Consider the following 26,477-nt stretch of genomic DNA (forward strand, 5'->3'; position numbering starts at 1 on the left):
GGGCCACGGACCCGCCGGCCGAGCAATGCGTCAGGTCCCTGCCACCGGCGCCAGCGAATTACCCGCCGGGATCCCGCCGCAGCTGGACGGCACCGTCCGGCCCGCGAAGCGGTCGTTGAGCCAGGCCTGGGCGACCGGCGCGAAGGCCGCAACGACGCCGATGGGGCTGAGCAGATCGTGCTGCCTCCGGCGACCATGACCCCGTCACCGGTGTCGATGCCGTCCCCTCCAGCGGGCCAGCGCTGCCCTGCGCGATGTAGCCGGGTGCCGCAGGGCGTAACCCGTAGGTAACCGCGGTGGAAGTCACCAAGAGGTACGAGGGTTGCCCAGGGCTGCGACAGAACTCATGCCGCAACCACACATGGCCCGGCCCACAGGTACGCGGGCCGGGCCATGCAGGGAGAGCTCAGACGAGCTCCCCACCCCGCGCCACAACCTGCCCCCCATGCACCACCATGTCCCGCTGCGGCATGTCCACCACCACCTGCGGAGTGCACTCGCCGCGGACGAGGAGGAAGTCCGCCGGGTCGCCCGGCTGGAACGTGACCCGGTCCAGGCCCATCACGTCCGCGCCGCCGTGCGCGCCCACCGTGTAGCAGTCGTTGAGCTCCTCGTCGAGGCGTACGTCGGTGACCCAGCCCAGGATGTGGGTGCGGTGCAGCATGTCCGCGTTGCCGAAGGGGCTCCACGAGTCGCGGACGCCGTCCGAGCCGAGGCCCACCCGCACGCCGTGCTCGCGCAGTTTCGCGATGGGCAGCACCAGGGACTCGTTGGGGGACACCGTGGTCAGCGCGATGTCCTGCTCGCCCAAGTCCGCCGCCATCGCGTCGAGTTCGGCCTCGGCCAGGAACGGCAGGCAGAAGACGTGGCTGACCGTGACCTTGCCGCGCAGGGACAGCGCCTTGGTGCGCTCGATGATGCCGCGCAACACCCGGATGCCCTTGTCGTCGCGGTCGTGGAGGTGGATGTCCACGCCCACGTCGTAGCGGTCGGCCAGGCGGAAGACGAGGTCGAGCTGCTCGTCGAGGGCGTTGTCGAAGCTGATCGGGTCGATGCCACCGATCATGTCGACGAGCCCGCTGCGGGCGGCGTCCTCGAGGAGCTTGGCGGTGCCGGGGGTGCGGATGACGCCGTGCTGCGGGAAGCCGACGATCTGCACGTCCAGCGCGTGGTCGAGGCGTTCGCGGGCCTCGGCGACGCCTTCGAGTCCCTTGAGGCCGTAGGCCGGGGCGACGTCGGCGTGCGCCCGCATGGCGCGGGTGCCGCGGGACACGGCGTGGGCCATCAGGCCGTACGCCCGCTCCCCCACCGTGCGGCTCTGGCTGCGGAACAACTCCACGTCCTGCGCGCAGTATTCGGCGATGCCGCGGGCGGGCTTGCGGGTGACCCAGTCGCCGCCCCAGGTGGTCTTGTCGGGGTGGATGTGGGCGTCGACCAGGCTCGGCAGGGCGATGCGGCCGTCGCCGTCGATGATGCGGGCGCCCTTCGGGGCGGCCCGGTCCGTGATGCGGCCGTCGATCACCGTCAGGTCGACGGGCGTCTTGGCACCGAAGGGCCGTACGTTGCGGAAGACGACGGCCTTGCCGTGGTGCGGCCCACGGCCGGCGGCACCGGCATCGGTGTCGGCGGCGGCCTGGTTCGCGGTGACGCCGAGGGCGGCGGTCGCGCCGGCGAGGGTCGCGGCACCGCCGGCGAGCATGCCGCGGCGGGACAGGGGCGGGGGAACCATGGGATCTCCTTGCGGTCGGTCGGTCAGTCGGGGCGTACGACGTGAGACGTGAGGTGGGGGCGTACGACGGACGGCGGCCGGCCGTCAGACGGGCAGGCCCGAACGGACCACGGACACCGGCTTGCTGAGCACGGTGAGGTCGGCAAGGGGGTCGCCCGCGACGACGAGGACATCGCCGGCGTAGCCGCGAGCCAGTCGGCCGACCGTGGTGAGGCCGAGGAGGCGTGCCGCGCCGGTGGTCGCGGTGCGGATCGCGTCGAGGGCGGGCAGCCCGGCCGCGTGCATCAACTCGACCTCGCGGCCGATGGGCTTGACGGTGCCGCCGGAGGAATCGGTGCCCGCCGCGAGCGGCACGCCCCTCTCGTGGGCGGCGAGTACGGCGCGCTTGAGGAGGGGCAGGTAGGTGCGGCCGCGTTCGGCGAGGACGGGGTTCGAGGACTCGGCGAGGCCCGCGATCGCGGCCAGCGTGGGCGTGAAGTACGTGTTCCTGCGGCGCATTTCGTGCAGGGTGCGCTCGCCGACGTACACGCCGTGCTCCAGGGAGCGGATGCCCGCGGTCACCGCGTCGTGGCAGCCCTTTTCGCTGTAGCTGTGGCACAGCACGCCGCGTCCGCCGCGGCGGGCCGCGGCCACCACCTCGGACAGCTGCTCGTGCGAGTAGACCTGGGCGAGAGGGTCCTGCTCGGGCAGCCCGGCCCGCTCGTTGACCCGGGTCTTGACCCAGTCGGCGCCGCGCGCCAGGTTGACCTCGACGACCCGGCGCAGCGCCTCGGCGGAGCGTACGCCGTCCTTGAGGCGGGCCAGTTCGGTGAGGTCGGGGTCCGCGAGGACGGTGTCGCCGAGGTCGGGGGTCACGAAGACGCCCGCGGCCTTCAGGCGCGGGGCGAGGACGGGGGCCTGGCGGGCCAACTCCCGTACGGCGATGTCCTGGTAGAAGTTCGTGGAGCCGCTGCGGGCGCTGGTCGCGCCCTTGCGGACCGCGTCGCGTGCCTCGGCGGCGGTGTTGAGGTGGATGTGCGCGTCGACGAGGCCGGGCAGCACCCACCGGCCGTGGGCGTCGAGCCGCGGGGCATCCTGCGGCACGCCGATGCGGGAGCGGGGGCCGGCCGCGCGGACCAGTCCGTCACGGATGACGACGACGGCGTCCGGCGTGACGTCGCCGGTCCCGGGGTCGAGCAGCGTGCCGCCCTCGATGACCAGGTCACCGGTGAGCGGAGTGCCGAGGCGGCGTGGGGCGGCTGCGGCGGCGGGGGTCGCGGTGGTGGCCAGCAGCGCGGTGGTGGTGCCGGCCAGGGCGGCGGCGCCGGCGAGTACGCCGCGCCTGGTCAGTGACGCGGCGGGCGGCGGGGTGGGGTCGACGCACATGAGGGCTCCTCGTGGGCGGTGGGCAGGCAACGGGCCCGGAGGCTTCGCCCGACCTTTTGTATACCAAGAGGCGCCACGCCAACAAGATCGCACCACGCGACGTCACGTACGTACGGGCATTATGACGGGATACGCGCAGAGGTGGCCCGCCTCGATCTACGTCTTGGTATACAACTACGCGGTACCGAAGAGCGACCGCAGCGCCACCGCCCGGCTGTCGCGCACGTGCAGCAGCGTGCTCGCCGCAGCCGGTTCCTCGTCGCCCGCCGCGATGTGCCGGAACATCTCCGCATGCTGCGCCCGCATGTGCGCGGGCTCCTCGCGCAGCCCGAAGAGCAACTGCAGCTGCCAGCTCAGCTGCTCCATCGTGCGGGCGAGCAGCGGGTTGCCGCCGAGCGCCACGATCTCCTCGTGGAACGCCGTGTGCGCGGCCACCTCACGCTTGCCCTCGCCCGCCGCGGCCGCCTGTTCGGCCCGCTCCAGCAGCTCACGCAGCGCCGCCAGACCCTCGGGCTCCCCGGCCGCGGCGGCGACCCGGCGGGCCGCGAGTCGGGAGGCCTGCACGGCGAGGGGCTCCCACACCTCGTACAGATGACGTACGTCGGCGGGCTCCAGGCTCCGCACCCGGACCCCGCTGTGCGGCAGCAGCTCAAGGAGCCCCTCGGCGACGAGGGCGCGCAGCGCCTCGCGCACCGGCACCCGCGACATCTGCAGCTCCTCGGCGACCTCGCGTTCCACGAGGCGGGAGCCCATCGCGTAGCGCCGGTCCACGATCCGCTGCCGCACCGCCTCGCGCGCCTGCGCGCTCAGCGACATCCGGCCGCCGCCTCGCGTCCGCTCCGCCGCGTCCGCCTTGCTGCCTGCCACGTGCACCGTCCTCCGCTCGCCCCGTCCCCGGCGAGAATACGCGGCACCACCTGCGGGGCAGGGCGAGCTTCGGGCCTGCGGGCTACTTGGCGACGGCGGATCCGAAGTGGGCTTCGTCGGCCGGCGCGCCGAGGGCGGCGGCGCCGAACGACCAGGAGCCGTTGGCGGTCGGGCCCGCGGACGTCGCGCCGAACACCCAGGCGAAGCCTTCGCTGACGTTCTCGTCGGGGGCCGTGGTGACGAGCTCGGCGCGGCCGTCCCGGTTGGAGTCGATGAGGCGGGCCTGCGCCCCGAAGAGGTCGCCCTGCTCGGCCGCGCCGGGCACGCCCGCGGTGTTCTGGTTGAAGTTCTGCACGCCGGTCGAGGTGATCCCCCGTGCCGAACCGCGCAGCAGCCAGACCGCGCCCGCGTCGGGGAGGTCGCCGATGCTCTCGCCCTGCGCGCCGATGGCCAGGTCGAGGTAGCCGTCGCCGTTGACGTCGCCGAGGCTCACGTCGCTGCCGAAGTCGTCACCCGACTCGTCGGTGCCGGGGATGCCGCCCTGGCCCTGCTGGAAGATGGTGACGGGCTCCTCGCCGTTGGTTCCGAACAGGCCGAGGTTGCTGCCGTAGCGGACCTGGACGGCGCCCCCGGACAGGTCCCATTCGCCGTGTTCGAGGATGCGCGGGTCGCCGAGTACGACGTCGGGATAGCCGTCCTTGTTGATGTCACCGGAAGCCCCCACCGTGCCGCCGGCGAAGGTGCGGTCCAGGGTCAGCCCGTCCGGGGTGCCGCGCAGCAGTGCCGAGCGGCTCTGGACGTATTCCAGGGACGGCTGGGTGCCGGTGACGATGAGGTCGGCGTAGCCGTCCTTGTTGTAGTCGGCGCCGGTGAGGCCGGTGGGCTTGAAGCCGTCCTCCGTCGGCAGGCCGTACATCTGCTCGGGGTTCTGCGGAGTGCGGGAATCGCCGAATCCGTGCACGTAGACGGCATCGGTTCCGTTGACCTGGGCGAGTTCGGGGCGGCCGTCCGCGTCGACGTCGGCGGCGGTCAGCCCGGTCCCGTACGCCTCGTTAGCGCTGGGCTCGCCCAGGGTGTGGCTCTCCAGCCAGCTGGCGGTGCCGGCCAGGCCGCGGGCCGAGCCCCACACCACGGTGACGCCGCCCGCGTCCGTGGCGGAGCCGATGTCCTCGCCGGGTGCGCCGATGGCCAGGTCGGCGTAGCCGTCGCCGTCGAGGTCCTGGGAGGCCACGGACGCGCCGAAGGAGTCACCGGCCTCGGGAGTGCCGGGCACACCGCTGGAGCTCTGGGTGAGGACGAGCCGGTGGACGGTGTCCAGGCCGGAGGACGAGCCGTAGAGGACGGACACGAAGCCGGCCCCCTTCTTCCCGTCGACCGTCGCCCGGGGGGCCGCGGTCACCAGGTCCCGGTATCCGTCGCCGTTGAAGTCGTCGTGGGCCACGGCTGCCGCGGCCGGGGCGGCCGCCGCGGTGGTGGTCCCGGTGATGACGATGCCGGCGGTGGTGGCGAGTACGCCGGCCACGAAGGCCGCGAGGTATGTCGAGCGCAAGGAAGTCCCCCTGTGAGTGACCGCGTCGAGCTGCGGCCGTGCGGATTGCGGGCCCGGGTAACGGGAGTGATGAGATCAGCCCGTTGCCCTTGGCGTGGGATCAGACACGCGATCACCGCTGGGGGTTGTGCTCCCTCGAGTGGGCCGGTGCACCCTGTGACACGGCTGTGACAGCCGCGGCCGGTCCGGGACGAACGAGCACCTCCGGTTCCCAACCACCCCTCGCACCCCACCCGTTGAGCAGAGCACCGCTCGCACACGTATCCACGGGGAGACACGTACGCACGAGGAGCATCGAACCCGGACCGCAGCGCACAGCACCGCCCGAACAGCACCACCACCCCCGGAGGCCCCCATGGCAGACGCCGGCAATGTCACCGCCCTCTTCCGCGCGGCCGCGGCCCACAGCCCCTCGTACGCCACCCTCGACCGGACCCACCACAGCGGCGCCCCGCTCGTCGACTTCTGTATCCCGTGCAATCCCTACTTCCCGACGCCCGAGATGTTCGACGAGCTCGGCGCGCGGCTGCGGGACATCCTGACCTACTACCCGAGCAGCGCCGACACCGTCACCGCCGAGCTCTGCTCGGTGCTCGGCCTCCATCCGGGGACCGTCGCGATGGGCAACGGTTCGACCGAACTCATCACCTGGATCGACCACTTGCTGGTGCGCGAGTCCCTCGCGGTGCCGGTGCCGACGTTCGGCAGATGGACCGACCAGCCGATGGAGACCGGCAAGCGCGTGGACATGTTCCTGCTGCCGGAGCAGGCCGGCTTCGCCCTCGATCCGGCGGACTTCGTCACTTTCGTACGTTCCCGGGGTTCGCGCACGGCCGTGATCTGCAACCCCAACAACCCGGACGGCGGACTTCTGCCACGCCGCTCCGTGCTCGCCCTGCTCGACGCGCTGCAGGATCTCGAACTGGTCGTCGTGGACGAGTCGTTCCTCGACTTCGCGGACGCCGAACCGCAGCCGAGCGTCGCCGCCGAGGCGGTGCTGCGCCCGAACGTGATCGTCCTGCGCAGCCTCGGCAAGAACTTCGGGCTGCACGGGGTGCGCTTCGGCTATCTCGTGGCGAACCCGGCACTCGCCGGGAAGGTGCGCGCCGCGCTGCCCAAGTGGAACCTCAACTCCTTCGCGGAGACAGTGGTGTTCATGCTCGGCCGGCATCGCCCGGCGTACGAGCTGAGCCTGCGCCAGGTGTGCCGCGACCGCCAGGAGATGCTCTGGCACCTGGCGCGACTGCCGGGCCTGACCGTCCACCCCTCGCAGGGCAACTTCCTGTACGTCCGCCTCCCCGAGGGCGTCGACGGCGCGGCCCTGCGCGACCGGCTCCTCACCGAGCACGGGGTCCTGGTCCGCGAATGCGGCAACAAGATCGGCAGTTCGAGCCGCTATCTACGGCTCGTGGTGCGCCCACAGCACGAGGTGCAGCGCCTGCTCGCCGGGTTGGAGCAGACGCTGTACGGGGGTGCCGATGGGCAGTCGCTGCCGGCCGGCCCGGATGCGTACGGCCCTTTGCGTCCGGTGATCCAGGGCTCCGGCACGGCGGCGGTGGACCGACTGGTCATGCGGGCCTGAGGACTCCGCCCGTCACGCTGACCATTCGGGCCTGAGCGTTCGCCCGTCACTTCGTGTAGACGGCCACGTGGTCGACGAGGAGGGGTTTGCCGGGGACCGTGCCGCCGTCGGGGCCGCCGCCCAGCTGGTCGGGCCAGCTTCCGCCCATGGCGACGTTGAGGATCAGGAACATCCCGTGCTGCGTCGCGTCCTTCCACGCCTCGGCCCCCAGCTGCTCCTCGGTGACGCGATGGTGCAGCTCGCCGTCCACGTAGTAGCGCACCTCGTGGGCGTCGAGCTCGGCGGCGTAGAGGTGGAATTTCGTGGTGCAGTCCGGGCAGGCGAAGGGCGGTGAGTTGTAGATCCTGTTCTCCCCGGGAGGGCCGGCATGGAGGGAGGAGTAGAACTCGGGCCTTCCGTTGATCTGTTCCAGCACATCGACTTCGCCCCACTGCGGCCAGCCCGTGTATCCGTTGTCGCGGATCGGCGCCCCCATCGCCCAGAAGGCGGGCCAATACCCTTTGCCCGTCGTGGTGTTGACGTCCGGGAGCTTGAGAGAGGCCTCGATGCGCAGTGTTCCGCCGTCCGGCACGGCGAAGTCGGAGCGCCGGGTCTCGATTCGGGCGGAGGTCCAGGATCCGTCCGGGGCACGCAAGGGTGTGATGGCCAGGTGGCCGGAACCGTCGAGGGACGAGTTGGCCGTGGAGTCCGTGTGCTTGCCGATCTCTCCGGTGCCCCAGTTCGCGGCCGGGCAGCCCGGGTAGCACCACCCCACGTCGTGCCGCCAGTTCTCGGCGGACACGCCACTTCCGGCAGGACCGTCGAAATCGTCCCGGAACACCTGGCGCCAGGAGCTCCCCGAAGTCGTGCGGGCAGTCGTGCTGGAGCAGGACACCGCCCCGAGGAGCAGCAGGAGAATCGAGGCGATTGTCGACGCGCTACGTGCCCGAGCCATGACCGCCTCCCATATCGCAGGCAACTGGGTCCTTCTTGCCAGTAGAGGGCGATGATCCACGGCGTCGCAACTCGCCGTACGCCTACTTGAGGACGTGCAGGCGCCGTATCTGGTCCTCGATCCGCGGGGCAAGGAGCGCGGCCGCGGTGTTCGTCAGGTGCGAGTCGTCCCGGTAGAGCAGGACGCCGTCCTTCACGGCTGGGCACATGGTGCCGGGCGGACACAGCACGTCGTCCACGTCGACCACGTGGACACCCTTCGGCGGGTGGTCCGCGATCAGGTCCGGGCGCAGGGCCTGCGCGGCCGGGAAGTCGCACGCCGAGGGGTCATTGGCGCCCGAGACGCACGCCGGGATGTCCTTGTCCGGCTTGGGATTGTCCCGGAGGTAGACCACGGGCGCGCCGGTGGCGGTGAGGGCGTCCAGGGTCGGCTTCCACGCGTCGGCCAGGGCTTGCGGTGAGGGACCGTACATGTTGAGCGAGCCGACAATGATCATCTTCGGCTTGGGTCCGGCGGCAATGCGCTTCAGCGCGTTGTCGCGCCAGGCGTCACACTCCGTGTACGTACGCCCGAGCTGCGGGTTGAACACCGACATCTGGGCAGGCGGGCAGCCCATCTTGGTGAGATCTTCCAGGGCCCAGTCGTGCTGTCGGGCGATGTCCTTGGCGACGGGGAACCACTCGTCGGCGTGCGAGTCGCCGAACAGGACGACACGGCCCTTCGCCCCGGTGTCGCCGAAGAGGCAGGCCGGGCTCGTCGTGCCGTCAGGGCGTACTTCGCAGTCGCCCGACTTCGGGTAGTCGGCGGACGCCTTGAGGGGCGAGGGCACCGGTCCGCCCACGGGGTCGGTGATCAAGTGGGATCCGCTCTTGGCTCCGACCAGCTGCAGGTTGGTCAGGTCGGTCGTCATCTCCCGGAGCGAGCCGCTGCCGACCGCCAGGGCGATGACGACCGGGAAGACCGTGGCGGCGAGTCCCAGATTGAGGCTGGGGCGGGCGCCGTCCTTGAGTGCGCGCGCATAGCGCAGCGGCTGCTCGACGAACTTCATCGTCAGCCATGCGGGCAGCAGGGCCGCCACGGCCACGACGGCCTTGACCGGCCAGGACAGCTGTCCGGCCCAGGCGTCGGCCAGCGTGAGCACCGGGAAGTGCCACAGGTACCAGGCGAAGGAGAGCTGTCCGAGCCTGCGCATCGGCTTGGCCGAGAGCAGCCGGCCGACGACTCCGGAGGGGCCGGCCGCGATCACGGCGACCGCGCCCAGCGTGGGCAGTGCCGCGGCCCAGCCGGGGAACGGCGTCTTGGAGGTGAACAGGACGACGGACGCGATGATGGCGCCCCCGCCGAGCACGCCAAGGGCGTGCGAGGTGAGCTTCCCGCGCGGCGCCCAGGCGACCAGGGCGAGCAGCCCGCCGAGCCCGAACTGCCAGGCCCTGGTGGGTGAGGCCATATAGGCGAGGGGCTGGTTGAGCTGGGTCCAGTACAGGCTGAGCACGAACGACGCCGCGGTCACCAGGACCAGCACGGGGCCGATGAGGCGCTTGAAGGTGCGGGCCAGGAGCCACAGCAGCGGGGCGAGCAGCAGATAGAACTGCTCTTCCACGGCCAGCGACCAGAAGTGCAGCAGCGGGCTCTGGCTCTGCCCGGCCGCCATGTAGTCGGTGTTGTGCGCGATGAACCGCCAGTTGGCGGCGCTGAAGGCCGAGGTGATGGCGTCCCAGGCCACGTCGGGGCGGCGCAGCGGCGGCAGGATCAGCCAGCTCGCGGCCAGCGTCACGATGAGGACGACGGCGGCCGAGGGCAGGATGCGCCGGGCGCGGCGGGCATAGAAGTTCGCGATGCGTACGCGCCCGGTCTCCCGTATCTCCTTGAGCAGCAGACCGGTGATCAGGAAGCCGGAGATGACGAAGAAGACGTCCACTCCGGTGTAGCCGCCGGCGAAGTACGGGATGCCGACGTGGAAGCCGACGACTGCGAGGACGGCAACGGCGCGCAGGCCCTCGATGTCTGTTCTGAATTTCATGAAGTGAGCCAGGAGAACATGGGATCGGCCCAGCCGGAGGCCAGGAAGCCGATGAGGACGAGCACCGAGGTGATGGCGAGACCGCTAGGCCAGCTCCGCGAGTGATTCACGCTGACTCCTTGGAAGGGCTAGGGCCTGTCGTCAAACTCCTGCCGTTGCCCGGAGGGCGGCACCGCGGCGTCTGGTGCGTGCTCTCGGCGTGCCGGATGGAAGTCCTCGTACTGGACGTACTTGGGCTTTCAACCGGTACGGCGAGAGTGCGTGCCAGGTGTCGCGGGGCAGGCAGGAGTTTGACGACAGGCCCTAGGGACGGGCGGAGGGTGAGCAGCGCCTCGCGGATCAGAGGCACCGTGATGGCGAGATAGGAGGCCACGAAGACCAGCGATCCCCAGACGTGCAGCACGCCTCCGTCGACCGCCGCATAGATCGCGCCGCCGCAGAGCACCACGTTGATCAGCGAGAACCAGATGAGAGCGATCTTGCTGACCGTGTGGGCGAGGGGATTGCGCTTCGCCGCCGCGCCGGTGGGCACCCATTCGCTGTGCCGACCCTTCAGCAGGTGCAGGAACGCGACCCCGTGGGCGACGCTGAACAGCGTTGTTCCGCGCAGTGCTTCGAAGCGCCAGCGGGTCGTGGCCACCGACGGCAGCAGCACGAGGAACACCCAGGCGGGCACGAGCAGCGGCAGGACGTGCCAGGCCCGGATGTCCATGGGCGAGAACCAGTACATGATCGCCATGGGCAGCGGCAGCATGAAGATGTTGATGGCGCCGGCGATGTAGTTGGCGAATCCGCTGAAGTAGGCGGCCCGCGCCCGCCACGGCATCTTCATCCGGTAGAAGTCCCGGTTCACCATGAGCTGCAGATTGCCCATGCACCAGCGGTACTGCTGATTGACCGCGGCCGACAGCGTGTCCGGGGAGAGGCCCTTGGCCAGCTGTACGGGAACGTACCGGGTGCTGAAGCCGCTCTGCTTCATCGCGATGCTGGTGTACATGTCCTCGCTGTGCGAGAGCTTGGCGAAGCCGTCGGTGATGTTCAGCGCGGAGCGGCGGTAGACGGCGCAGGAGCCGCAGCAGATGGAGGCTCCGTCGGCGTCGCGCGAAGGCATCAGCCAGCGGAAGAAGATCTCCTGCCAGGCGCCGGACGCCCGCTCGAGCCAGCTCTGTCCGGGCCCGGTGTCGAAGCAGTGCGGGCTCTGCACGATCCCGGTGCCCGGGTCGTCGAAGTACGGCATGAGGTGGTGCAGGAAGTCCGGCCGGGGGCAGAAGTCGGCGTCGAAGATCGTGACGAATTCCCCGTCACAGTGCTGCAGGCCGTAGTTGAGGTTGCCCGCCTTCTTCAGGTGTCCGCGGTTCGGGCGGCTGCGGTACTCGAAGCCGAACTCGTCGGCGAGCAAGGCCACTTCGGGCGATCCGGAGTCGTCGAGGACCCACACCCGCAGCTTCCCGTCCCACTCCAGCCGCGAGACGTGGTGAAAGGTGTTGCGCAGTACGTCGAGGGGTTCGCCGCACGAGGGCAGGAAGATGTCGATGCTCGACCTGACGCTCGGCGCCCACCCTTCCACGAGCGCCAGGTGGCTCTCCTTGGAAAGGCGCCGCTTGCTCTGCCCGTCCAGGGACGCCAGGATCCAGGCGACGCTGTTGAGGCCCAGGATCACCATGAAGCCCCACAGCGCCGGCGCCCGCAGCGCGAACAGGAACAGCGTGACGGCCCCGAACACATAGGAGGCGGACATGCATATGAGCACCCAGCGTCGCTGCGGCCCGAGGTAGGCGTACATTTCCTCGTCCGTCGGCGGCGAGACGATGCCGACGGGCGGCGCCGGTGTTCCGCTCTTACCCATGGTTTTCCTTCACTCTTGCGTGAGATGCCAGAACGCGACTCGATCTCGCCGCAAGGCGTCATCCATCATGAATGAAGAATTCATGAGCACGCCAGGCCGGGACGCCTTTGATCAATTGTGCCGATCGCCCGGCAGAGCGGTAGGGTCATTCCTGGCCAGTCGGCTTTACACTCCCGTGGAAATAACCTCACGGCACATTTATGGACATTCGTCCTTTCGATCGGCGACCAATGGCCTATCTGCCAGTAGATTCCCGTCGGCCAAGTGACCGACATCGCCTTTCCATTAATCGGCCGAATTCGCGAGAGCCACAACGACGCCAATTCCCCTAGGCTGAACTGTCGGCCATCGCCCCCAGAAAGCCAGGCCCATGAAATACCTGCGCACCACTGTTGTCTCCCTGGCAGCGGGAGCCCTGCTCCTGGGTGTCGCCGGCTGCGGCGCCTCCTCGCATGACGGCGCCGACGGGTCCGCCGCGCTCAACGCCGGATCAGTGAGCTCGCAGGCGTACGACATCAAGCCGCTGCTTCACCCCGAGAAGAAATACCTCGGGATGGCGGCCGACGGCGTCCCGCAGTCGCTGAAGCCCGTCGACGCATTCGCCGAGACGGCGAGCAAGAAGCCCAACCTCGTCACGTACTTCGTCGCCTGGGGCACGGACTTCAACTCCCAGCAGGCCAAGGACATCTGGGCCAAGGGCGCCATGCCCTTCATCAACTGGGAGCCGTTCAACACGTCGCTCGCCGACATCGCGGCGGGCAAGAGCGACGGATACATCCGCCAGTACGCCAAGGCCGTACGCGAGTTGAACATCCCGGTCGGCCTCACCTTCGGGCACGAGATGAACGGCGACTGGTACCCGTGGGGTGCCTCGAAGTCCACCGCCAAGGACTTCGTCGCGGCCTGGAAGCACGTCCACGACCTCTTCCAGGACCAGAAGGCCACCAATGTCATTTGGACCTGGAGCGCGAACAACATCACCCCGGCGCCGGACGTCAAGCTGAAGCCGTACTGGCCCGGCGACGACTACGTGGACTGGGTCGGCGTCGTCGGCTACTACGTGAGGAACGGCCCCCACACCTTCAACACGCTCTACGGCCCGACGATGGACCAGATCCGCACCTTCACCAAGAAGCCGTTCATCATCCCCGAGACGGCGGCCGAACCGGGCGCCCGCCAACAGGCCGACATCAACGACCTGTTCCAGGGCGTCGCGGCGCACAACGACGTGGTCGGACTCATCTGGTTCAACCTGAACAAGGAGTCGGACTGGCGCATCGACAGCGGGCCGCAGACCGAGCACTCCTTCCGCACGAACGCCGCGAACGACGCGTTCGGCTTCGACCCGAGCGGCCTCCACTGACCGCTTGAACCCCGCCGCGTTCCTCTGCGGATTCTCACGGGGTCACGGGGTCACGGGTGGAGCTGTAAGTGAGCCCAGCACGGTCGGTCGTACGGCACCGGCGCCGGCCGAGCCGACGAGGAGTTCGCCGAGGTCGTGGGGCTGTGCGCGTTCACCGGTCGGCGCCGCTGCCGCGATCCGGTCGAGGCGGAAGCCCCGGCCGGCCCGGCGGGTGCGGCACCAGGCGATGAGGTACCAGCGGCCTTCGGCGGTGAGCAGTCCGGCCGGCTCCACGACCCGCTCGCTCGTCCGCCCTGCGGCGTCGTTGTAGGACAGCCGCAGCACCCTGCCCTCGGCCAGGGCCCGTTCGACCGCGGTACGGACCGCCGCGTCGCCGTGCGTCTGCAGGGCGACGATCCGCGCGGCGAGTTCCTGGGCCGCCGCCGAGGCGGGTCCCGCCATCGAGGCCACGATCTTCTGCGCGGCCGTGCGGGCCGCGCCCGCGTAGGGGGTGGCGGCGCCGGCGGCGGCGAGCGCGGCGGTCAGTGCCGCGGCCTCGTCGGCGGTGAAATGGATCGGCGGCAGGGTCATCTGCGGGTCGATCGACCAGCCGCCGCCGCGCCCGGATTGGGAGCGCACCGGCACACCGGTCTCCATCAGCGCCTGCAGATCGCGCTGTACGGTGCGGGCGCCGACCTCGAACCGCGAGGCGAGCGCCGCGACCGTCAGCGGCCGTGGCGCTGCCGCGCGCAGCTCTTCGACCAGCGCGTACAGCCGGGCAGTTCGCTTCATGCCGGCGACGCTACCTGCAGGACCGTGACGATCCGCACGCGGCGGCCAAGTAGGCGCGCTCCCTGGCCAGTTCCCGCTCGGTGACGGTCAGCGGGAACAGGGTGAAGCCGTGCATCGCGCCGGCGACGACGCCGAGCTCCACGGGCGCCCCCGCCGCCTGCCACCGAGCGGCCAGGAACAGCGAGTCGTCAAGGAGCGGGTCCTCCGTCCCGACGACGATCCGGGCCGGCGGCAGCCCGGTCAGGTCCGCGAACAGGGGCGAGACCTCCGGGTCGCGGCGCCGGTCCTCCCCCATCCCCGGCGTGAACAGCTCATAACTGCCCCTGAGCGAGTCGGTGTTGCTCAGCAGCCGCCGGGAGCCGAACCTCCGCTGGCTCGGCGTCATCGACAGGTCGTACGGGCCGAACAGCAGGTGCGCCGCCCGGAAGGCGCCGGTGATGCCGTGCCGGTCGCGCAGGCGCAGCAGGGTCACCACGCCGAGGTGGGCGCCCGCCGATTCGCCACCGATCAGCAGCCGGTCCGTACCGAACTCGGCAGCGGCGTTCTTCACCAGCCATCGGGCGGCGGCTTCGCAGTCGTCGGGCCCGGCGGGGAAGGGGTGCTCCGGCGCGAGTCGGTACTCCACGCTCACCACGGCCAGCCGGGCCTGCTGGGCGAGGCGCCAGAGCCGCTCGTCCTGTCCGTCCGCGGACCCGAACGCCCAGCCGCCGCCATGAATGTGCAGATGTACGCCGTCGACGTGGTCCGGCACGAAGACCCGCACCTTCGCCCCGCCCTCAACGGTGCGGTCCTGGCCCTGCGGGAGCCTTACGGGTGGAGTGTCGCCGCCGAGCCGGTTGCGCCGCATCAGCGCAAGCGCGGCCGCGCCGGGCGCCGGCCCGCGAGGCGGCCGGCTCGCGGCGGCGGCCTCGAATTGCTCGTTGAACGCCAGGGTCTCGGCGAGGCAGTCCTCATCGGTGAACGTCATGCGTCGACCCTCGCAGCGGCCCGCGACAACGTACTGTCACCCTTTCCCTGTGACCTGCGCCACGCTCGCCGCAGCTGAGTGGGGTTCAGTCCTGCCACTCATGGGCGAGCATCGCGTAGACGTACTCGCTGCCCCAACGCTCGCCGTCCAGGTCGTTCTCGACCAGATGCGCCTCGCGGCGCATGCCGAGGCGCTCGCACACGCGCACCGATCCGGTGTTGAGGACGTCGAGCCGGGCGAAGATCCGGTGCACTCCCAGACCGTCGAAGGCCAGGGAGACCAGGGCGTGTGCCGCTTCGGTGGCGTAGCCCCGGCCGCTGCAGCGCGGGTCGAAGATCCAGCCGATCTCGGCCTGCCGGGTGTGCGCGCCTCTGAGGGTGAGGGCCACCTCGCCGATGACTCCCGGCTCGTCCGCCCGGCACACGGCCAGCAGGACCACATCGCCCTCGGCGTTCCAGGCGGTCCCGCCGGCCCGCGCGGCGATGGACTCGGCACAGCCCTCGCGGGTGAGCGGCGGCCGGTAGAGGTAGCGCGCGACCTCCGGCAGGCGCTGGTACGCGTACCGGTCGTCGACGTCGCCCGAGGCGAAGGGCCGCAGTACCAACCGTTCGGTGGCGATGGATTCCGGGACGCGCTGCGAGACGGACGTCATTGACTCTCCCCCATGATCTGACGACTGATCTGCCCACTGATCTGCCCACTGACCTGCTCGGACAGACTAGTTGACCACCTCACGCCGCTTCCCCGGGCCTCGTGCTCTTCGGGTACGCGGGCGCGCCTGCCCCGCGTACACATTGGCCTGCCGCCCGCGCAGGAAGCCCACGAGCGTCACCCCGAGTTCCGAGGCGAGATCGACGGCCAGGGTCGAGGGGGCCGACACGGCCGCGAGGACCGGGACGCCGGCCATGGCGGCCTTCTGGGTCAGTTCGAACGACGCACGTCCGCTGACCATCAGCACCCGGCCGCGCAGGGGCAGCTGACCGTTGCGCAATCGCGGACCCGCTGTCCGGTTTCGGGCTGACCGAGGGGTCGATGGGCCTGCTGGCGGCCGCCGCGTTCGGGCCGCCGGCTGACCCGCAGGGCATCTGGTCCGAACTGCCGGTCCACGTCCTGGTCGGCGACCAGGACCCGGTCAACGGCGGCCTGGCGTTCAGCAGACGGGGCGGCCATCGGTCAACGGGCTTTCGTGTACGCCCCGTTGACACCTCGCAGCGGCTTCCTTACCGTCCGCCTCAGCCGTGGAACTTACATCGTTGTAAGGAGCCGCTCATGCAGACCCGCTCCCGTCCCCGAAGCGCGCTGCTCATCGCACTCCTGGCCCTCCTGGCCGGCCTCGTCTGGGTCCCGCGGGCCACCGCTGCGGGACCCGCACCCGCGCCTGCCGCCGCGGGCACGTTCCGCAATCCGCTCAACACGGGCCCCGACCCGTTCATGACGTACGCGAACGGCGCCTACCACCTGACCACCACCCAGGGCGACAGCATCAAGATGTGGCGGTCCCCGTCGCTCGGCACCCTGCTCGACGCCGAACCGATCACGGTGTGGACGGACACCGACGCGTCCCGCAACCAGCACATCTGGGCACCGGAGTTCTACCGCTTCGGCGACCGCTGGTACCTCTACTACACCGCCGACGACGGCATCGACGACCACCACCGGCTGTACGTTCTGGAGTCGGAGCGCGACGACCCGGCCGGGCCCTACCACTTCAAGGCGAAGCTCGCGCCGCCGAACCACGCCGACGACTTCGCGATCGACGCGGGCGTCCTGCAGCACGACGGACGCCTCTATCTCGCCTACAGCGGCATCAACCAGTACCAGCACAACGGCCTCAACATCGCGCCGATGTCGAACCCGTACACGGTCTCGGGCGACGCCGTCGCCCTCAATGCCGCCGGCGGCTGCCCCGAGGTCCGCGAGGGCCCGGAGTTCCTGAACCGCAACGGCCGTACCTGGATGACGTATTCGACCTGCGACACCGGAGAGCCCGACTACCAGCTCTGGATGATGTCGCTGCCCGACGCCGCCGACCCCCTCGTGCCCGGCAACTGGACCCAGCACTCCGGCCCGGTCTTCTCCCGCGCCGACGAACTCGGCGTGTACGGCCCCGGCCACCACGCCTTCTTCACCTCGCCCGACGGCACACAGGACTGGCTCCTCCATCACGCCAAGACCACATCGGCGTACACCTACACCGACCGCACCACCCGCGCCCAGAAGATCAGTTGGAACGCCGACGGCAGTCCTCACCTGGGGCGCCCGCTCGCGATGGGCGCGACCCAAGACCTGCCGTCCGGGGATCCGGGCTCGGGCAATCACTGGATCAATGACGACGGCCGCTCCAGCGGGGACGGGACCGTGGCGTACACGGGCACCTGGAACTCCGGCACCGGCTGCGCCGCCCAGTGCTTCTGGAGCGACGACCACTGGACCGAGACGGCCGGGAACACGGCGACGTTCACCTTCACCGGAACCCGCATCGCCCTGCTGTCCGTGCGCGACACCGGCAACGGCATCGCGGCGCTCAGCATCGACGGCGGACCCGAGCAGCGCGTCGACTTCCACGGCGCGATCCGCACCGGCGAAACCCTGCAGTACCTCAGCCCCCGGCTCCCGAACGGCCGCCATACGCTGCGTATCCGCGTGACCGGCGAACACAACTCCCAGTCCCAGGCCTCGTTCGTGAGCGTGGACCGCGCGGAGGTCTACACGGACTGAACACATCACGAATCCTCGGCCGTGTCTCGGTCGATCCACCAGACTTGCTCTTGTTTCCCGATGGAGAAGGGGCGGTGCGCATGGCGAACAGCGCGCTTCTGGTGATGGACGTCCAACGGGACGTCGTGGCCATCGCCGACGACGGTTCCGGATATCTGACGCGCCTGCGCAGGGCGATCGACGGGGCCCGGGCCGCAGGCATCCCCGTGATCTACGTGGTGATGACGTTACGGCCGGGCGACGCGGCGGCCGGCCCCCGCAACAAGGTGCTCGCCAACGTCCTGCGGGCCGGCCTGTTCCGCGAGGGTGCCCCCGGCACCGAGATCCATGATGAAGTCGCGCCGCAGGAGCGCGACATCGTGGTCACCAAGAGGCGGGGCAGCGCGTTCTCCGGCAGCGACCTCGACCTGGTGCTGAGGGCTCGCGACATCGACAGTCTCGTTCTCACCGGCATCGCCACCAGCGCGGTGGTGCTGTCCACCCTGTGGCACGCCGTCGACCTGGACTTCGGCCTCACCGTCCTGGCGGACGCCTGCCTCGACACCGACCCCGAAGTACACACGATGCTCACCGAGAAGCTGTTCCCGCAGTGGGCGGACGTCCTCGCCGTCGAGGACTGGGTCAAAGCCATCGGGCCGCACTAGCGGGAGCAACTGCCGTCAGAGCAGAGGTGGCTTCCGTCCCGCGCGTCGTCCGGTGAACCGTCCCGCGCGTCGTCCCGTGAACCGTCCCGCGAGCCCTCCCTCGCCTCGTCCCGAACGCCCGTGCCTGCCGGCCGACTTCAGGCAGGCGCGGGCCTCGGCCCGCGACAGCCGGGCGCGCTCACCGGTGCTCGTCATCAGCGCGTTGACCGAGGTGAGCGGGTCGGTGGCACACGCCCTGGCCAGCAAGGCGCCGACCACCAACGGCGCGAGCGTCGCCGCGAGGGCGGAGCCCGTACGGGCGGCGTGCCTCAGGTGCCGGGCACGCGGCACGGCGGTCATCCGGGCCCGGGCGTGCGGAATTCTCGTCATGTGCCGTAGTCGACCATCGGCGGGCGGGGCGGGACATCCGTGCGCGTACTCACCTGGGACTGGGGTGCTTGCCTCAACTGCCGCTACCGCGCCGGCTGTACGGGAGCGTCCGACTGCCTCATCGGCGGCAGCGGAAAGTGCGTGCGGGGCAACGGGCTCGCGGGTCGGAGCCGGCCGAAGCGGACGCCTTCTCCCCCGCACGGCGGAGAAGGCACCGCGGAGTCGGGACCCAGGTGTGACGTCTCGACCTCCGGGGCGCGGCACGGTGGAACCAGGCGATGGCAGCCGTGATCGTCACACGCTCGACGGAGGATCGACATGACGCTCCCCCCAGGCCAACGTGCCGTGGTCGGTTTCCCCCGCTTCGGCACCCACCTGCACCACCCGCCCCCGCCGGTCCCCGCAGACCCGGTCATCGAGATCGGCGGGGCGGTCACCGAAGCCGTCACCCTGCACGTGACCGACCTCGCCAAACTGCCGCAACAGGAGATCGAAGCCGACTTCCACTGTGTCGCCGGTTGGTCGGCGACCGGCCTGCGGTGGGCAGGAGTCAAGTTCGAGACCCTCTACCGCGCCCAGGTCGCACCGCTGATCGCACCGGACACGACGATCAGCCATCTCGTCTTCGAAGGCCTCGACGGATTCCAGTCGATCGTGTTGCTGGAGGACGCGCTGGCCGGCGACGTGCTCATCGCCGACCGTCTCGACGGCCGGCCGCTGGACAGCGACCATGGCGCTCCGGTGCGGCTGGTCAGCCCCCGCCAGTACGGCTTCATCAATACGAAGCACCTCTGCCGCATCGAACTCCACACGTCCGCACCCCCGGTCCCCGACCGCTGGTCGCCCATCGCGTCGCACCCCAGGGCCAGGGTCTGGCACGAGGAACGCCACCGCCTCCTCCCCGGCCGTGCGGTGCGGCCCGTCTACCGCGCACTGATCGGGCCGATCCGCGCACTGAGCGCCCGGGGCAGTCGCGTACGACCGCGGTGACACCGATCCCCGCGGTGCGCTCGGCCGGACGGCCTGCGGTCCGGGGTGCGCAAGCGCGGCCGGTGCCCCGCAGGGGGAGGTGCGGGGCCCGGCCGTCGATCGCCACCGCGCAGGGGGACGCGCGACATGCGGATCCCGGCTGACCAAGTGGTGCCGGTCCGTGCGGGGCTTCATTGACCCGACCGATCCGCTGGAGCGATCCCCCACACTGTCTCCAGATCCACTCGGCAACCGGTCAACCGGCGGTGGAGCGCGTCGGCTCCCCCGCCGTGCCGCGACCTCACGATCAGGTGCCGCCGCCCTCGCAGCCGCACCGGAAGACGGCCGTCAAGGTGTGCGAATGCTCGTCGAAGAGGAAGGACGTCTCGCCCTTGGCCCGCTCCTCGTCGCCGCCGTACGACTTGCCGTCGAGGAGCCAGTCGGCGAAGACGTAGCCGGGCTCGGGGGTGGCGGTGACGTGGACGGTGTCGCCGTCGGCGTAGGGGCCCGGTTCGGAGAGGGACAAGGTGCCCTTGCCGCCCTCGGTGCTCAATGCCAGGTGGTGCCTGCGGCGTTCGAACAGCGCGGTCAGGCGCATGTCGTCCTGCCCGACGTCGAGGGCGATGGTGTCGTCCTCGCCCGCGTACGAGCCGTCCAGCTGCCAGCCCGCGAACCGCCAGCCGGGGGCCGCCTCGGCCTCGTACAGCAGGTCGGCTCCCTCGGCCTCGGCGCGCTTGGCCGGCCGCTTCTTCACGGTGCCGCCGCGGCCCGCCTTCACGGTCACCTTCGACTTGGGGGTGGCGCCCTTGCGGAAGACGGCGGTGAGCGTGCGGTCGCCGTTCACCGCGACGCGTACGCCGTGCGCGCCGCCGGGGACCTTGCGGCCGTCCAGGAGCCAGTGGTGGAAGACGTACCCCTTGCGGGCGGTGGCGGTGAAGACGCTGCTCGAACCGTGCGGGTAGGGGCCCGACCGGGCCGCCTCGACAGTGCCCGCGCGCTTGGGCGACACGGTGGTGGCGACGGCGCACAGTGCGGCGGCGCTCTTGGCCGGGCGGTACGCGGCCACGGCCTTGCCGGTGGTGTTGAACACGTCGGCGGTGTCCGCCTCCTGGCGTTTGCCGAGGGGTACGCCCAGGGCCGTGCCGCGATAGGTGCGGTGGGGGGTCTCGAAGTGGTTGATGCGGTTGCAGCGGCCCTTGGTGGCCTTTCGGCAGCCCGACTCGTACGCCATGATCGTCGACCAGTCGCCGTCGGCCGGGAAGTAGCCGTTGGCCCCGTAGGGCGGGGGCTGCACGGGCTGGGTGACGCGGTCGTGCGAGGCGCCGAGGTTGTGCCCGATCTCGTGGGCGAAGGAGTAGTGGCCGATCGCGTTCTGGGCGACCACGGTGAATCCGTAGTTGGCGGTACGCGGACCGGGATCGGAGGGCACGTAGCCGATGCCGCCGGCGTTGCGTCCGCCCGTGATCACCGACACCAGGTCCGCGCCGTGCCGGTCGCGCAGCGCGTGCAGGCCGTCGGCGATGCCGTCCTTCGGGTCGGCGACGGCGCGCAGCAGCTTCTCGCCGGCGGCGTCCACGCCTGCGGGCACGCTCACCGGGGTGGCGCGCACCAGGCGCAGCCGCACCCGGATGCCGCTGTCCGCGAAGGCGTCGTTGGCCAGCGCCACCGCGCGGGACACCTGGGCGCGCATCTGCTTGTCGCCGCGCGCTTCCTTGACCGCCTTGGGGGTGTAGCCGACCAGCACGTCGACCATGGAAACGCGCCGGCCGCCCTTGCAGGGCGGTTTGGCGAGCGGCGGTGCGCCTGGTGCGGGCCGGGCTGCCGGTGGGCCGGCCGGGGGCGGGCTCAGCGGGGGTTCGTCCTCCTCGGCCATGGGCGTGAGTTGACTGACCGTCACCTGCCCGGGGGCGGCCGGCTCGATGGCGTACACATCGCCGCCGAGCATGAAGTGCGCGCTCAGGTGTTCGTTGCCCGAGGTGCGGTCGCAGCCGCCTTCCAGCGTGACGAGCACGTCCTGGCCGACGGCGCCGTCCACCGTGCCGCTCCACTCGATGCGCCCGTCGGACCTCCGCCGACCCTCCTCCACGGCCTGCACGGTGACGTCGTCGAAGAGCGGGAAGACCACCTCCCGGCCCGCGCCGACTCCGCACAGCGGGTCGAGCATCTCGGGCTCCACGCGTGCGGTGCGCGAGCGGACGACCTCAACTCCCGTTCCCTCATCGGCAGTTGCCGCGGGGCGGGCGTCCGTCTCGGGGGTGATGACGCCACCCGTCGGCGGCGTCGGCCCGCTGTCGTGCGCCGACGCGGGATCCACCACGACGCCCGCACCGAGCACCAACGCACCCAGCACCAAGGCGCCGGTCCACCTGTAGCGGACCATCCGAGCCTCCACCTGATCGGCCATCAGAACGCAAGGAGGGTTCCTCGAAAGGGCCTGTCGATCACGGCAGCGACCCGGACGTCACTCCCTGGGCCGAACCCGGTCGACGTGGACCAGGACCTGTATACGGGTCACGGGCCGGCGAACCGATACAGGTCAATACAGCTAGGGCGCCAGCACGTCCAGTTCCTCCAGTGCGCCGAGCGTGATCTCGCGGGTCAGTTCCTCGGCGCGGGCCGCGTCGCCCTCGCGGACCGCTTCGGCGACCTTGACGTGCAGGGTGACCGCCGCCGGATCCGGGTCCTCGAACATCACCTGGTGGTGGGTGCGGCCGGTGAGCACTTCGGCGACCACGTCGCCGAGCCGGGCGAACATCTCGTTGCCGGAGGCGTTCAGGACGATGCGGTGGAACTCGACGTCGTGCCGCAGGTACTCCTCGAGCCGCTGTCCGCGCGAGGTGGCGACCATGCCGATGGCGCACTCGGTGAGGGCCGCGCACTGGGCGGCGGTGGCGTGCTTGGCGGCGAGGGCCGCGGCGGCCGGTTCGACGGCGGAGCGCAGCACGGTGAGCGAGCGCAGCTGGCGCGGCCGGTCGGCCCCGGCCAGGCGCCACCGGATGACCTGCGGGTCGTAGACGTTCCACTCGGCGGTGGGCCGGACGGTGACACCGACGCGGCGCCGTGACTCCACCAGGTGCATGGATTCCAGTACGCGTACGGCCTCGCGCATCACGGAGCGCGAGACCGCGAACTCCTGGGACAGCTCGTCCGTCCGCAGGACGCTGCCGGGCGGGTACTCGCCCGCGGTGATCGCGGGCCCGAGGCTTTCCAGTACGCGGGCGTGCAGCCCTCGGGCCTGTGCAGTCATGGGGTCAGCCTACGAGGCGACCTCCGTAAGCAATAAGTCTGACTTTTAAGTCACAGGGTCTTGAATTCATCAGACCTAATGGGTTTCAGTGGCGTGACGCACGGCCCGGCGCCGTGCGGACCGATGTCAAAGAAGACAGCGAGGCAGCGATGAACACCCCCCACGTCGTCGTAGTCATGGGCGTGGCCGGCACGGGCAAGACCACGATCGGCCCCCTGCTCGCCGCACATCTCGGCGTTCCCTACGCCGAGGGCGACGACTTCCACCCCGAGGCGAACATCGCCAAGATGTCGGCCGGTACGCCGCTGACCGACGAGGACCGGTGGCCCTGGCTCGACTCCATCGGCGCCTGGGCCCTCGGCCGAGGCGGGCTCGGCGGAGTGGTCAGCAGCTCGGCGCTGAAGCGGAGCTACCGGGACCGGCTGCGCTCCGCCGCCCCCGGCCTCGTCTTCGTCCATCTCACCGGTGAGCGGGGCCTCATCGAGGACCGGATGTCGCACCGGCACGGCCACTTCATGCCCACCGCCCTGCTCGACTCGCAGTTCGCCACGCTCCAGCCGCTCGGCCCGGACGAGGCGGGCGTCGCCGTCGACGTGTCGGGCGGCCCCGAGGAGATCGCCGGGCGGGCCGCAGCCGCCCTGCGTGAGCTCGGGGCAAAGCCGCGCGGACAGCTGACCTCGCAGTAACGCTCTCCCCCACCTGCCACCACGTACAAGGGAAAAGACCGTGACCAGACTCAGCGTCGAGATGCTGGCAGCGGACCCCGTCGAGCCGATCACCTCGGCGGGCCACGCCCAGCTGGGGATCGCCGTCCTCGCGGGCATCGCCGTCATCGTCCTGCTCATCACGAAGTTCAAGGTGCACGCCTTCCTGGCGCTGACCATCGGCTCGCTCGCGCTCGGGGCCTTCGCGGGCGCGCCGCTCGACAAGGCCATCGCCAGCTTCACCACCGGTCTCGGCGCCACCGTCGCGGGCGTGGGTGTGCTGATCGCGCTCGGCGCGATCCTCGGCAAGCTGCTCGCCGACTCCGGAGGCGCCGACCAGATCGTCGACACGATCCTCGCCAAGGCCGGCGGGCGGTCCATGCCGTGGGCGATCGTGCTGATCGCGAGCGTGATCGGCCTGCCGCTCTTCTTCGAGGTCGGCATCGTGCTGCTGATCCCGGTCGTGCTGATGGTCGCCAAGCGCGGCAACTACTCGCTGATGCGGATCGGCATCCCGGCGCTGGCCGGCCTCTCCGTGATGCACGGGCTCATCCCGCCGCACCCCGGCCCGCTGGTCGCGATCGATGCCGTCGGCGCCAACCTGGGCGTCACCCTGGCCCTCGGCGTGCTCGTCGCGATCCCGACGGTGATCATCGCGGGTCCGCTGTTCTCGAAGGTCGCGGCCCGCTGGGTCGACATCCCGGTGCCGGAGAAGATGGTGCCGCAGCGCCCGTCCGAGGACCTGGACAAGCGCCCGGGTTTCGGCGCCACCATCGCCACGGTGCTGCTGCCCGTCGTCCTGATGCTGGCCAAGGCACTGGTGGACATCGTCGTGGACGACCCCGAGCACAGCGTGCAGCGGGTCTTCGACGTCATCGGCTCTCCGCTGATCGCGCTGCTCGCCGCGGTGCTCGTGGGCATGTTCACGCTCGGCCGCGCCGCCGGGTTCAGCAAGGGGCGGCTGTCCACGACCGTCGAGAAGTCCCTCGCCCCCATCGCAGGCATCCTCCTGATCGTCGGCGCGGGCGGCGGCTTCAAGCAGACGCTCATCGACTCCGGCGTGGGGAAGATGGTCCTGGACATCTCCGAGGACTGGTCGATCCCGGCGCTCCTGCTCGCCTGGCTGATCGCCGTGGTGATCCGCCTCGCCACGGGTTCGGCGACCGTCGCGACGGTGTCGGCCGCCGGTCTGGTGGCTCCGCTCGCGGCCGACATGTCGACCGCCCACGCGGCGCTCCTCGTCCTCGCGATCGGTGCCGGTTCGCTCTTCTTCAGCCATGTGAACGACGCGGGGTTCTGGCTGGTGAAGGAGTACTTCGGCATGAACGTCGGCCAGACGATCAAGACTTGGTCGGTGATGGAGACGATCATCTCGGTCGTGGCCGGCGGCCTGGTGCTGCTGCTGTCCTTGGTGATCTAGCGCCTTACGCAGAGCGCGCAGAGCACGAGGATCCCCGGCCGTCGTCGTCCGTACGGCCGGGGATTTCGCATGCTCCGGGTGCGGCGCCGCCTGTTGCCAACAGGTGGCCGCTCGCGCGGTGTTGCTTATTGCCAGCCCGTCTCTAACATGCGAAGTACCGGGGCATGCGGGCCGTGCCAGTCCGTCGGCCGCCATGTCCCCCGTCTGCTTCGGCCCCTGGACCCGGGCCCCACCACACTCCGCACGTCAGGGCGGCCGGAGCCGCGCATGCGCCGACTCACGGCGGTTCCGGCCTACCGTCCTCCCGGCCTGTTTGAGCCGGGGTGTACTCCCGCGCACTCCGGATGCCGGTGAGGACGGTGGGGTGCGAGGACCGCGTGGAAGGGGAGCCACGCGGTTCCCGCGCCTGAGGCCGCCGCCGATGTTGGCGTATTCCTCCGGCGGCGGCCGTCTCACAACGGGCGCTTCTTTGGGCGTTCCACACCCGTTGATCCCTGAGATCATCGTGCCCGGCCGTGCCGGGTGTGATGCGTGCTCGCCGCTGGGTCAGCGGGGAGGTGCCTCGACCGAAGCAGCGGGCTGCGGAACAAGAGCCCGGAAGGCGTATCAGGAGGCAGTGGGTCGACCGGGGACCGGGGCCGCACGGCCCACGCTAGTACTCAAGTGCGAAGCCCGATAGGGCATGACGTCAATTGCCCTTGGCGTCGTCGGCGTCCAGGTGAACCCGGTGCGCAAGGACCTGACGGGCGATGGTGAGCAGCAGCTGGTCGTGGCGGAAGGCGTGGCCGCGCAGCCGGGCCAGCGCCTGTGCGCAGTCGACGCCGAGTTGGGCGGCGAGCATGCCGGTGGCCTGGTGCACCTCGGCGAAGTGCAGGCTGGTGCCGTCCAGAATTCTGTACGCGTCAGCGGGATCGGAAACGCGGCTGACGAGGTACTGGGCGAGCAGGTCGGCCACGGTCAACGCGGCGGTCAACTGGTCCGTGGTCATCGGGCCAGGGCTGGTGCGGTGGCCGGTCAGGACGCCGATCGCGATGATCCCGATGCGCAACGGGAAGGCGAACACGGCGCGCACGCCGAGCGCCAGGACCGGGCCGGGCAGCCCGGGCCAGCGGGTGGCGTCGAGCAGGGCCATCTCGGGGACGAGGATGATGGTGCCGCGCAGGGCCGCGTCGGGGCTGGGTCCCTGACCCTGGGTCAGCTGCAGGTCTTCCAGGGACACGGTGAACTCGCCGAAGGCCTGCACGAGTTCACCGGGCCTGCCGCCCGGGGCCAGCACAAAGGCCAGCCCGTCGAGGCCGAGTTCCCGGCCGGCTTGCCGGAGCGGCAGGGTGGGCAGGCCCGGACCCCTGTGGTTGTCCAGGGCAAGCATTAAGGAAGCCGTGATCGGGTACGGCATGGCGTGTCCCGTCCTCA

General features: G+C 70.6%; 21 protein-coding genes and 1 pseudogene. 7 read left to right on the forward strand and 15 right to left on the reverse strand.

What is annotated here, in order from left to right; all coding sequences use genetic code 11:
- Positions 1 to 406 precede the first annotated feature (406 nt).
- The 4 genes from OG430_RS04205 to OG430_RS04220 form a co-directional block, all read right to left on the reverse strand.
- Positions 407 to 1,729: an amidohydrolase gene (locus tag OG430_RS04205; protein WP_327351027.1), complete on the reverse strand. Its 1,323-nt coding sequence runs from the start codon at positions 1,727 to 1,729 to the stop codon at positions 407 to 409.
- A gap of 84 nt (positions 1,730 to 1,813) precedes the next feature.
- The gene (locus tag OG430_RS04210) at positions 1,814 to 3,094 is read right to left on the reverse strand and encodes an amidohydrolase family protein (protein WP_327351028.1); all 1,281 of its coding nucleotides are present in this window, start codon (positions 3,092 to 3,094) and stop codon (positions 1,814 to 1,816) included.
- A 174-nt stretch (positions 3,095 to 3,268) separates the two neighbouring features.
- Positions 3,269 to 3,910 (reverse strand): GntR family transcriptional regulator, encoded by a 642-nt coding sequence (locus tag OG430_RS04215; RefSeq protein ID WP_327358952.1) that lies wholly within the window; start codon positions 3,908 to 3,910, stop codon positions 3,269 to 3,271.
- 133 nt (positions 3,911 to 4,043) lie between these two features.
- Complete coding sequence (locus OG430_RS04220) at positions 4,044 to 5,510, reverse strand: FG-GAP repeat protein (RefSeq protein ID WP_327351029.1); 1,467 nt, start codon at positions 5,508 to 5,510, stop codon at positions 4,044 to 4,046.
- 355 nt (positions 5,511 to 5,865) lie between these two features.
- On the opposite strand from OG430_RS04220, the gene OG430_RS04225 reads away from it, so the two are divergent.
- The gene (locus OG430_RS04225) at positions 5,866 to 7,092 is read left to right on the forward strand and encodes a pyridoxal phosphate-dependent aminotransferase (protein ID WP_442816435.1); all 1,227 of its coding nucleotides are present in this window, start codon (positions 5,866 to 5,868) and stop codon (positions 7,090 to 7,092) included.
- A gap of 46 nt (positions 7,093 to 7,138) precedes the next feature.
- On the opposite strand, the gene OG430_RS04230 is transcribed toward OG430_RS04225, so the two are convergent.
- The 3 genes from OG430_RS04230 to OG430_RS04240 all read right to left on the reverse strand — a co-directional run bounded on the left by OG430_RS04230 (position 7,139) and on the right by OG430_RS04240 (position 11,892).
- The gene (locus tag OG430_RS04230; RefSeq protein ID WP_327351030.1) at positions 7,139 to 8,026 is read right to left on the reverse strand and encodes a family 16 glycosylhydrolase; all 888 of its coding nucleotides are present in this window, start codon (positions 8,024 to 8,026) and stop codon (positions 7,139 to 7,141) included.
- A gap of 82 nt (positions 8,027 to 8,108) precedes the next feature.
- Entirely contained in the window at positions 8,109 to 10,046 is a 1,938-nt protein-coding gene (locus tag OG430_RS04235) for an acyltransferase family protein (protein WP_327351031.1), read from the reverse strand.
- Between the two features lie 106 nt (positions 10,047 to 10,152).
- Positions 10,153 to 11,892 (reverse strand): glycosyltransferase, encoded by a 1,740-nt coding sequence (locus OG430_RS04240; protein ID WP_327351032.1) that lies wholly within the window; start codon positions 11,890 to 11,892, stop codon positions 10,153 to 10,155.
- A gap of 370 nt (positions 11,893 to 12,262) precedes the next feature.
- Between OG430_RS04240 and OG430_RS04245 the strand changes: the two genes are divergently transcribed.
- The gene (locus OG430_RS04245; protein WP_327351033.1) at positions 12,263 to 13,255 is read left to right on the forward strand and encodes a glycoside hydrolase family 26 protein; all 993 of its coding nucleotides are present in this window, start codon (positions 12,263 to 12,265) and stop codon (positions 13,253 to 13,255) included.
- A gap of 42 nt (positions 13,256 to 13,297) precedes the next feature.
- Here OG430_RS04245 and OG430_RS04250 read toward each other — a convergent pair whose 3' ends face one another.
- From OG430_RS04250 to OG430_RS04265, 4 genes and pseudogenes are all read right to left on the reverse strand, one after another.
- Entirely contained in the window at positions 13,298 to 14,026 is a 729-nt protein-coding gene (locus OG430_RS04250) for a helix-turn-helix transcriptional regulator (RefSeq protein WP_327351034.1), read from the reverse strand.
- Between the two features lie 10 nt (positions 14,027 to 14,036).
- Entirely contained in the window at positions 14,037 to 14,993 is a 957-nt protein-coding gene (locus OG430_RS04255; RefSeq protein ID WP_327351035.1) for an alpha/beta hydrolase, read from the reverse strand.
- Between the two features lie 85 nt (positions 14,994 to 15,078).
- Positions 15,079 to 15,645 (reverse strand): GNAT family N-acetyltransferase, encoded by a 567-nt coding sequence (locus OG430_RS04260; RefSeq protein ID WP_327351036.1) that lies wholly within the window; start codon positions 15,643 to 15,645, stop codon positions 15,079 to 15,081.
- 66 nt (positions 15,646 to 15,711) lie between these two features.
- Positions 15,712 to 15,993 (reverse strand): annotated as a pseudogene (locus OG430_RS04265) (formate dehydrogenase accessory sulfurtransferase FdhD); the annotation flags it as partial.
- A gap of 269 nt (positions 15,994 to 16,262) precedes the next feature.
- Between OG430_RS04265 and OG430_RS04270 the strand changes: the two are divergent.
- Both OG430_RS04270 and OG430_RS04275 read left to right on the forward strand, forming a co-directional pair.
- On the forward strand, positions 16,263 to 17,711 hold the full coding sequence (locus tag OG430_RS04270; RefSeq protein ID WP_327351037.1) for a family 43 glycosylhydrolase: 1,449 nt from the start codon (positions 16,263 to 16,265) through the stop codon (positions 17,709 to 17,711).
- Positions 17,712 to 17,791: 80 nt separating this feature from the next.
- Positions 17,792 to 18,355 carry a cysteine hydrolase family protein gene (locus tag OG430_RS04275; RefSeq protein WP_327351038.1) on the forward strand — a complete coding sequence of 188 codons (564 nt, stop codon included), beginning with the start codon at positions 17,792 to 17,794 and terminating at the stop codon, positions 18,353 to 18,355.
- Positions 18,356 to 18,370: 15 nt separating this feature from the next.
- Here the strand turns inward: OG430_RS04275 and OG430_RS04280 are convergent, their stop codons facing one another.
- The gene (locus tag OG430_RS04280; protein WP_327351039.1) at positions 18,371 to 18,724 is read right to left on the reverse strand and encodes a hypothetical protein; all 354 of its coding nucleotides are present in this window, start codon (positions 18,722 to 18,724) and stop codon (positions 18,371 to 18,373) included.
- 318 nt (positions 18,725 to 19,042) lie between these two features.
- Here OG430_RS04280 and OG430_RS04285 point away from each other — a divergent pair, with 318 nt between their 5' ends.
- On the forward strand, positions 19,043 to 19,714 hold the full coding sequence (locus OG430_RS04285) for a molybdopterin-dependent oxidoreductase (protein ID WP_327351040.1): 672 nt from the start codon (positions 19,043 to 19,045) through the stop codon (positions 19,712 to 19,714).
- A gap of 286 nt (positions 19,715 to 20,000) precedes the next feature.
- On the opposite strand, the gene OG430_RS04290 is transcribed toward OG430_RS04285, so the two are convergent.
- On the reverse strand, positions 20,001 to 22,073 hold the full coding sequence (locus OG430_RS04290) for an InlB B-repeat-containing protein (RefSeq protein ID WP_327351041.1): 2,073 nt from the start codon (positions 22,071 to 22,073) through the stop codon (positions 20,001 to 20,003).
- Positions 22,074 to 22,238: 165 nt separating this feature from the next.
- Entirely contained in the window at positions 22,239 to 22,940 is a 702-nt protein-coding gene (locus OG430_RS04295; RefSeq protein ID WP_327351042.1) for a FadR/GntR family transcriptional regulator, read from the reverse strand.
- A 149-nt stretch (positions 22,941 to 23,089) separates the two neighbouring features.
- Between OG430_RS04295 and OG430_RS04300 the strand changes: the two genes are divergently transcribed.
- Entirely contained in the window at positions 23,090 to 23,626 is a 537-nt protein-coding gene (locus OG430_RS04300; protein WP_327351043.1) for a gluconokinase, read from the forward strand.
- Between the two features lie 40 nt (positions 23,627 to 23,666).
- Positions 23,667 to 25,064, forward strand: coding sequence for a GntT/GntP/DsdX family permease (locus tag OG430_RS04305; RefSeq protein WP_327351044.1), 1,398 nt, complete (start codon positions 23,667 to 23,669; stop codon positions 25,062 to 25,064).
- A 688-nt stretch (positions 25,065 to 25,752) separates the two neighbouring features.
- Here OG430_RS04305 and OG430_RS04310 read toward each other — a convergent pair.
- Entirely contained in the window at positions 25,753 to 26,460 is a 708-nt protein-coding gene (locus OG430_RS04310; protein ID WP_327351045.1) for an ANTAR domain-containing protein, read from the reverse strand.
- Positions 26,461 to 26,477: the final 17 nt, after the last annotated feature.

The organism is Streptomyces sp. NBC_01304 (assembly GCF_035975855.1).
Lineage (GTDB): Bacteria > Actinomycetota > Actinomycetes > Streptomycetales > Streptomycetaceae > Streptomyces.

Bases quoted from the DNA above. Each gene is read 5' to 3' on its own strand.
- OG430_RS04205 (WP_327351027.1), bottom strand. From the start codon at position 1,729: ATGGTTCCCCCGCCCCTGTCCCGCCGCGGCATGCTCGCCGGCGGTGCC.
- OG430_RS04210 (WP_327351028.1), bottom strand. From the start codon at position 3,094: ATGTGCGTCGACCCCACCCCGCCGCCCGCCGCGTCACTGACCAGGCGC.
- OG430_RS04215 (WP_327358952.1), bottom strand. From the start codon at position 3,910: ATGTCGCTGAGCGCGCAGGCGCGCGAGGCGGTGCGGCAGCGGATCGTG.
- OG430_RS04225 (WP_442816435.1), top strand. From the start codon at position 5,866: ATGGCAGACGCCGGCAATGTCACCGCCCTCTTCCGCGCGGCCGCGGCC.
- OG430_RS04230 (WP_327351030.1), bottom strand. From the start codon at position 8,026: ATGGCTCGGGCACGTAGCGCGTCGACAATCGCCTCGATTCTCCTGCTG.
- OG430_RS04235 (WP_327351031.1), bottom strand. From the start codon at position 10,046: ATGAAATTCAGAACAGACATCGAGGGCCTGCGCGCCGTTGCCGTCCTC.
- OG430_RS04240 (WP_327351032.1), bottom strand. From the start codon at position 11,892: ATGGGTAAGAGCGGAACACCGGCGCCGCCCGTCGGCATCGTCTCGCCG.
- OG430_RS04245 (WP_327351033.1), top strand. From the start codon at position 12,263: ATGAAATACCTGCGCACCACTGTTGTCTCCCTGGCAGCGGGAGCCCTG.
- OG430_RS04250 (WP_327351034.1), bottom strand. From the start codon at position 14,026: ATGAAGCGAACTGCCCGGCTGTACGCGCTGGTCGAAGAGCTGCGCGCG.
- OG430_RS04255 (WP_327351035.1), bottom strand. From the start codon at position 14,993: ATGACGTTCACCGATGAGGACTGCCTCGCCGAGACCCTGGCGTTCAAC.
- OG430_RS04260 (WP_327351036.1), bottom strand. From the start codon at position 15,645: ATGACGTCCGTCTCGCAGCGCGTCCCGGAATCCATCGCCACCGAACGG.
- OG430_RS04270 (WP_327351037.1), top strand. From the start codon at position 16,263: ATGCAGACCCGCTCCCGTCCCCGAAGCGCGCTGCTCATCGCACTCCTG.
- OG430_RS04275 (WP_327351038.1), top strand. From the start codon at position 17,792: ATGGCGAACAGCGCGCTTCTGGTGATGGACGTCCAACGGGACGTCGTG.
- OG430_RS04280 (WP_327351039.1), bottom strand. From the start codon at position 18,724: ATGACGAGAATTCCGCACGCCCGGGCCCGGATGACCGCCGTGCCGCGT.
- OG430_RS04285 (WP_327351040.1), top strand. From the start codon at position 19,043: ATGACGCTCCCCCCAGGCCAACGTGCCGTGGTCGGTTTCCCCCGCTTC.
- OG430_RS04290 (WP_327351041.1), bottom strand. From the start codon at position 22,073: ATGGTCCGCTACAGGTGGACCGGCGCCTTGGTGCTGGGTGCGTTGGTG.
- OG430_RS04295 (WP_327351042.1), bottom strand. From the start codon at position 22,940: ATGACTGCACAGGCCCGAGGGCTGCACGCCCGCGTACTGGAAAGCCTC.
- OG430_RS04300 (WP_327351043.1), top strand. From the start codon at position 23,090: ATGAACACCCCCCACGTCGTCGTAGTCATGGGCGTGGCCGGCACGGGC.
- OG430_RS04310 (WP_327351045.1), bottom strand. From the start codon at position 26,460: ATGCCGTACCCGATCACGGCTTCCTTAATGCTTGCCCTGGACAACCAC.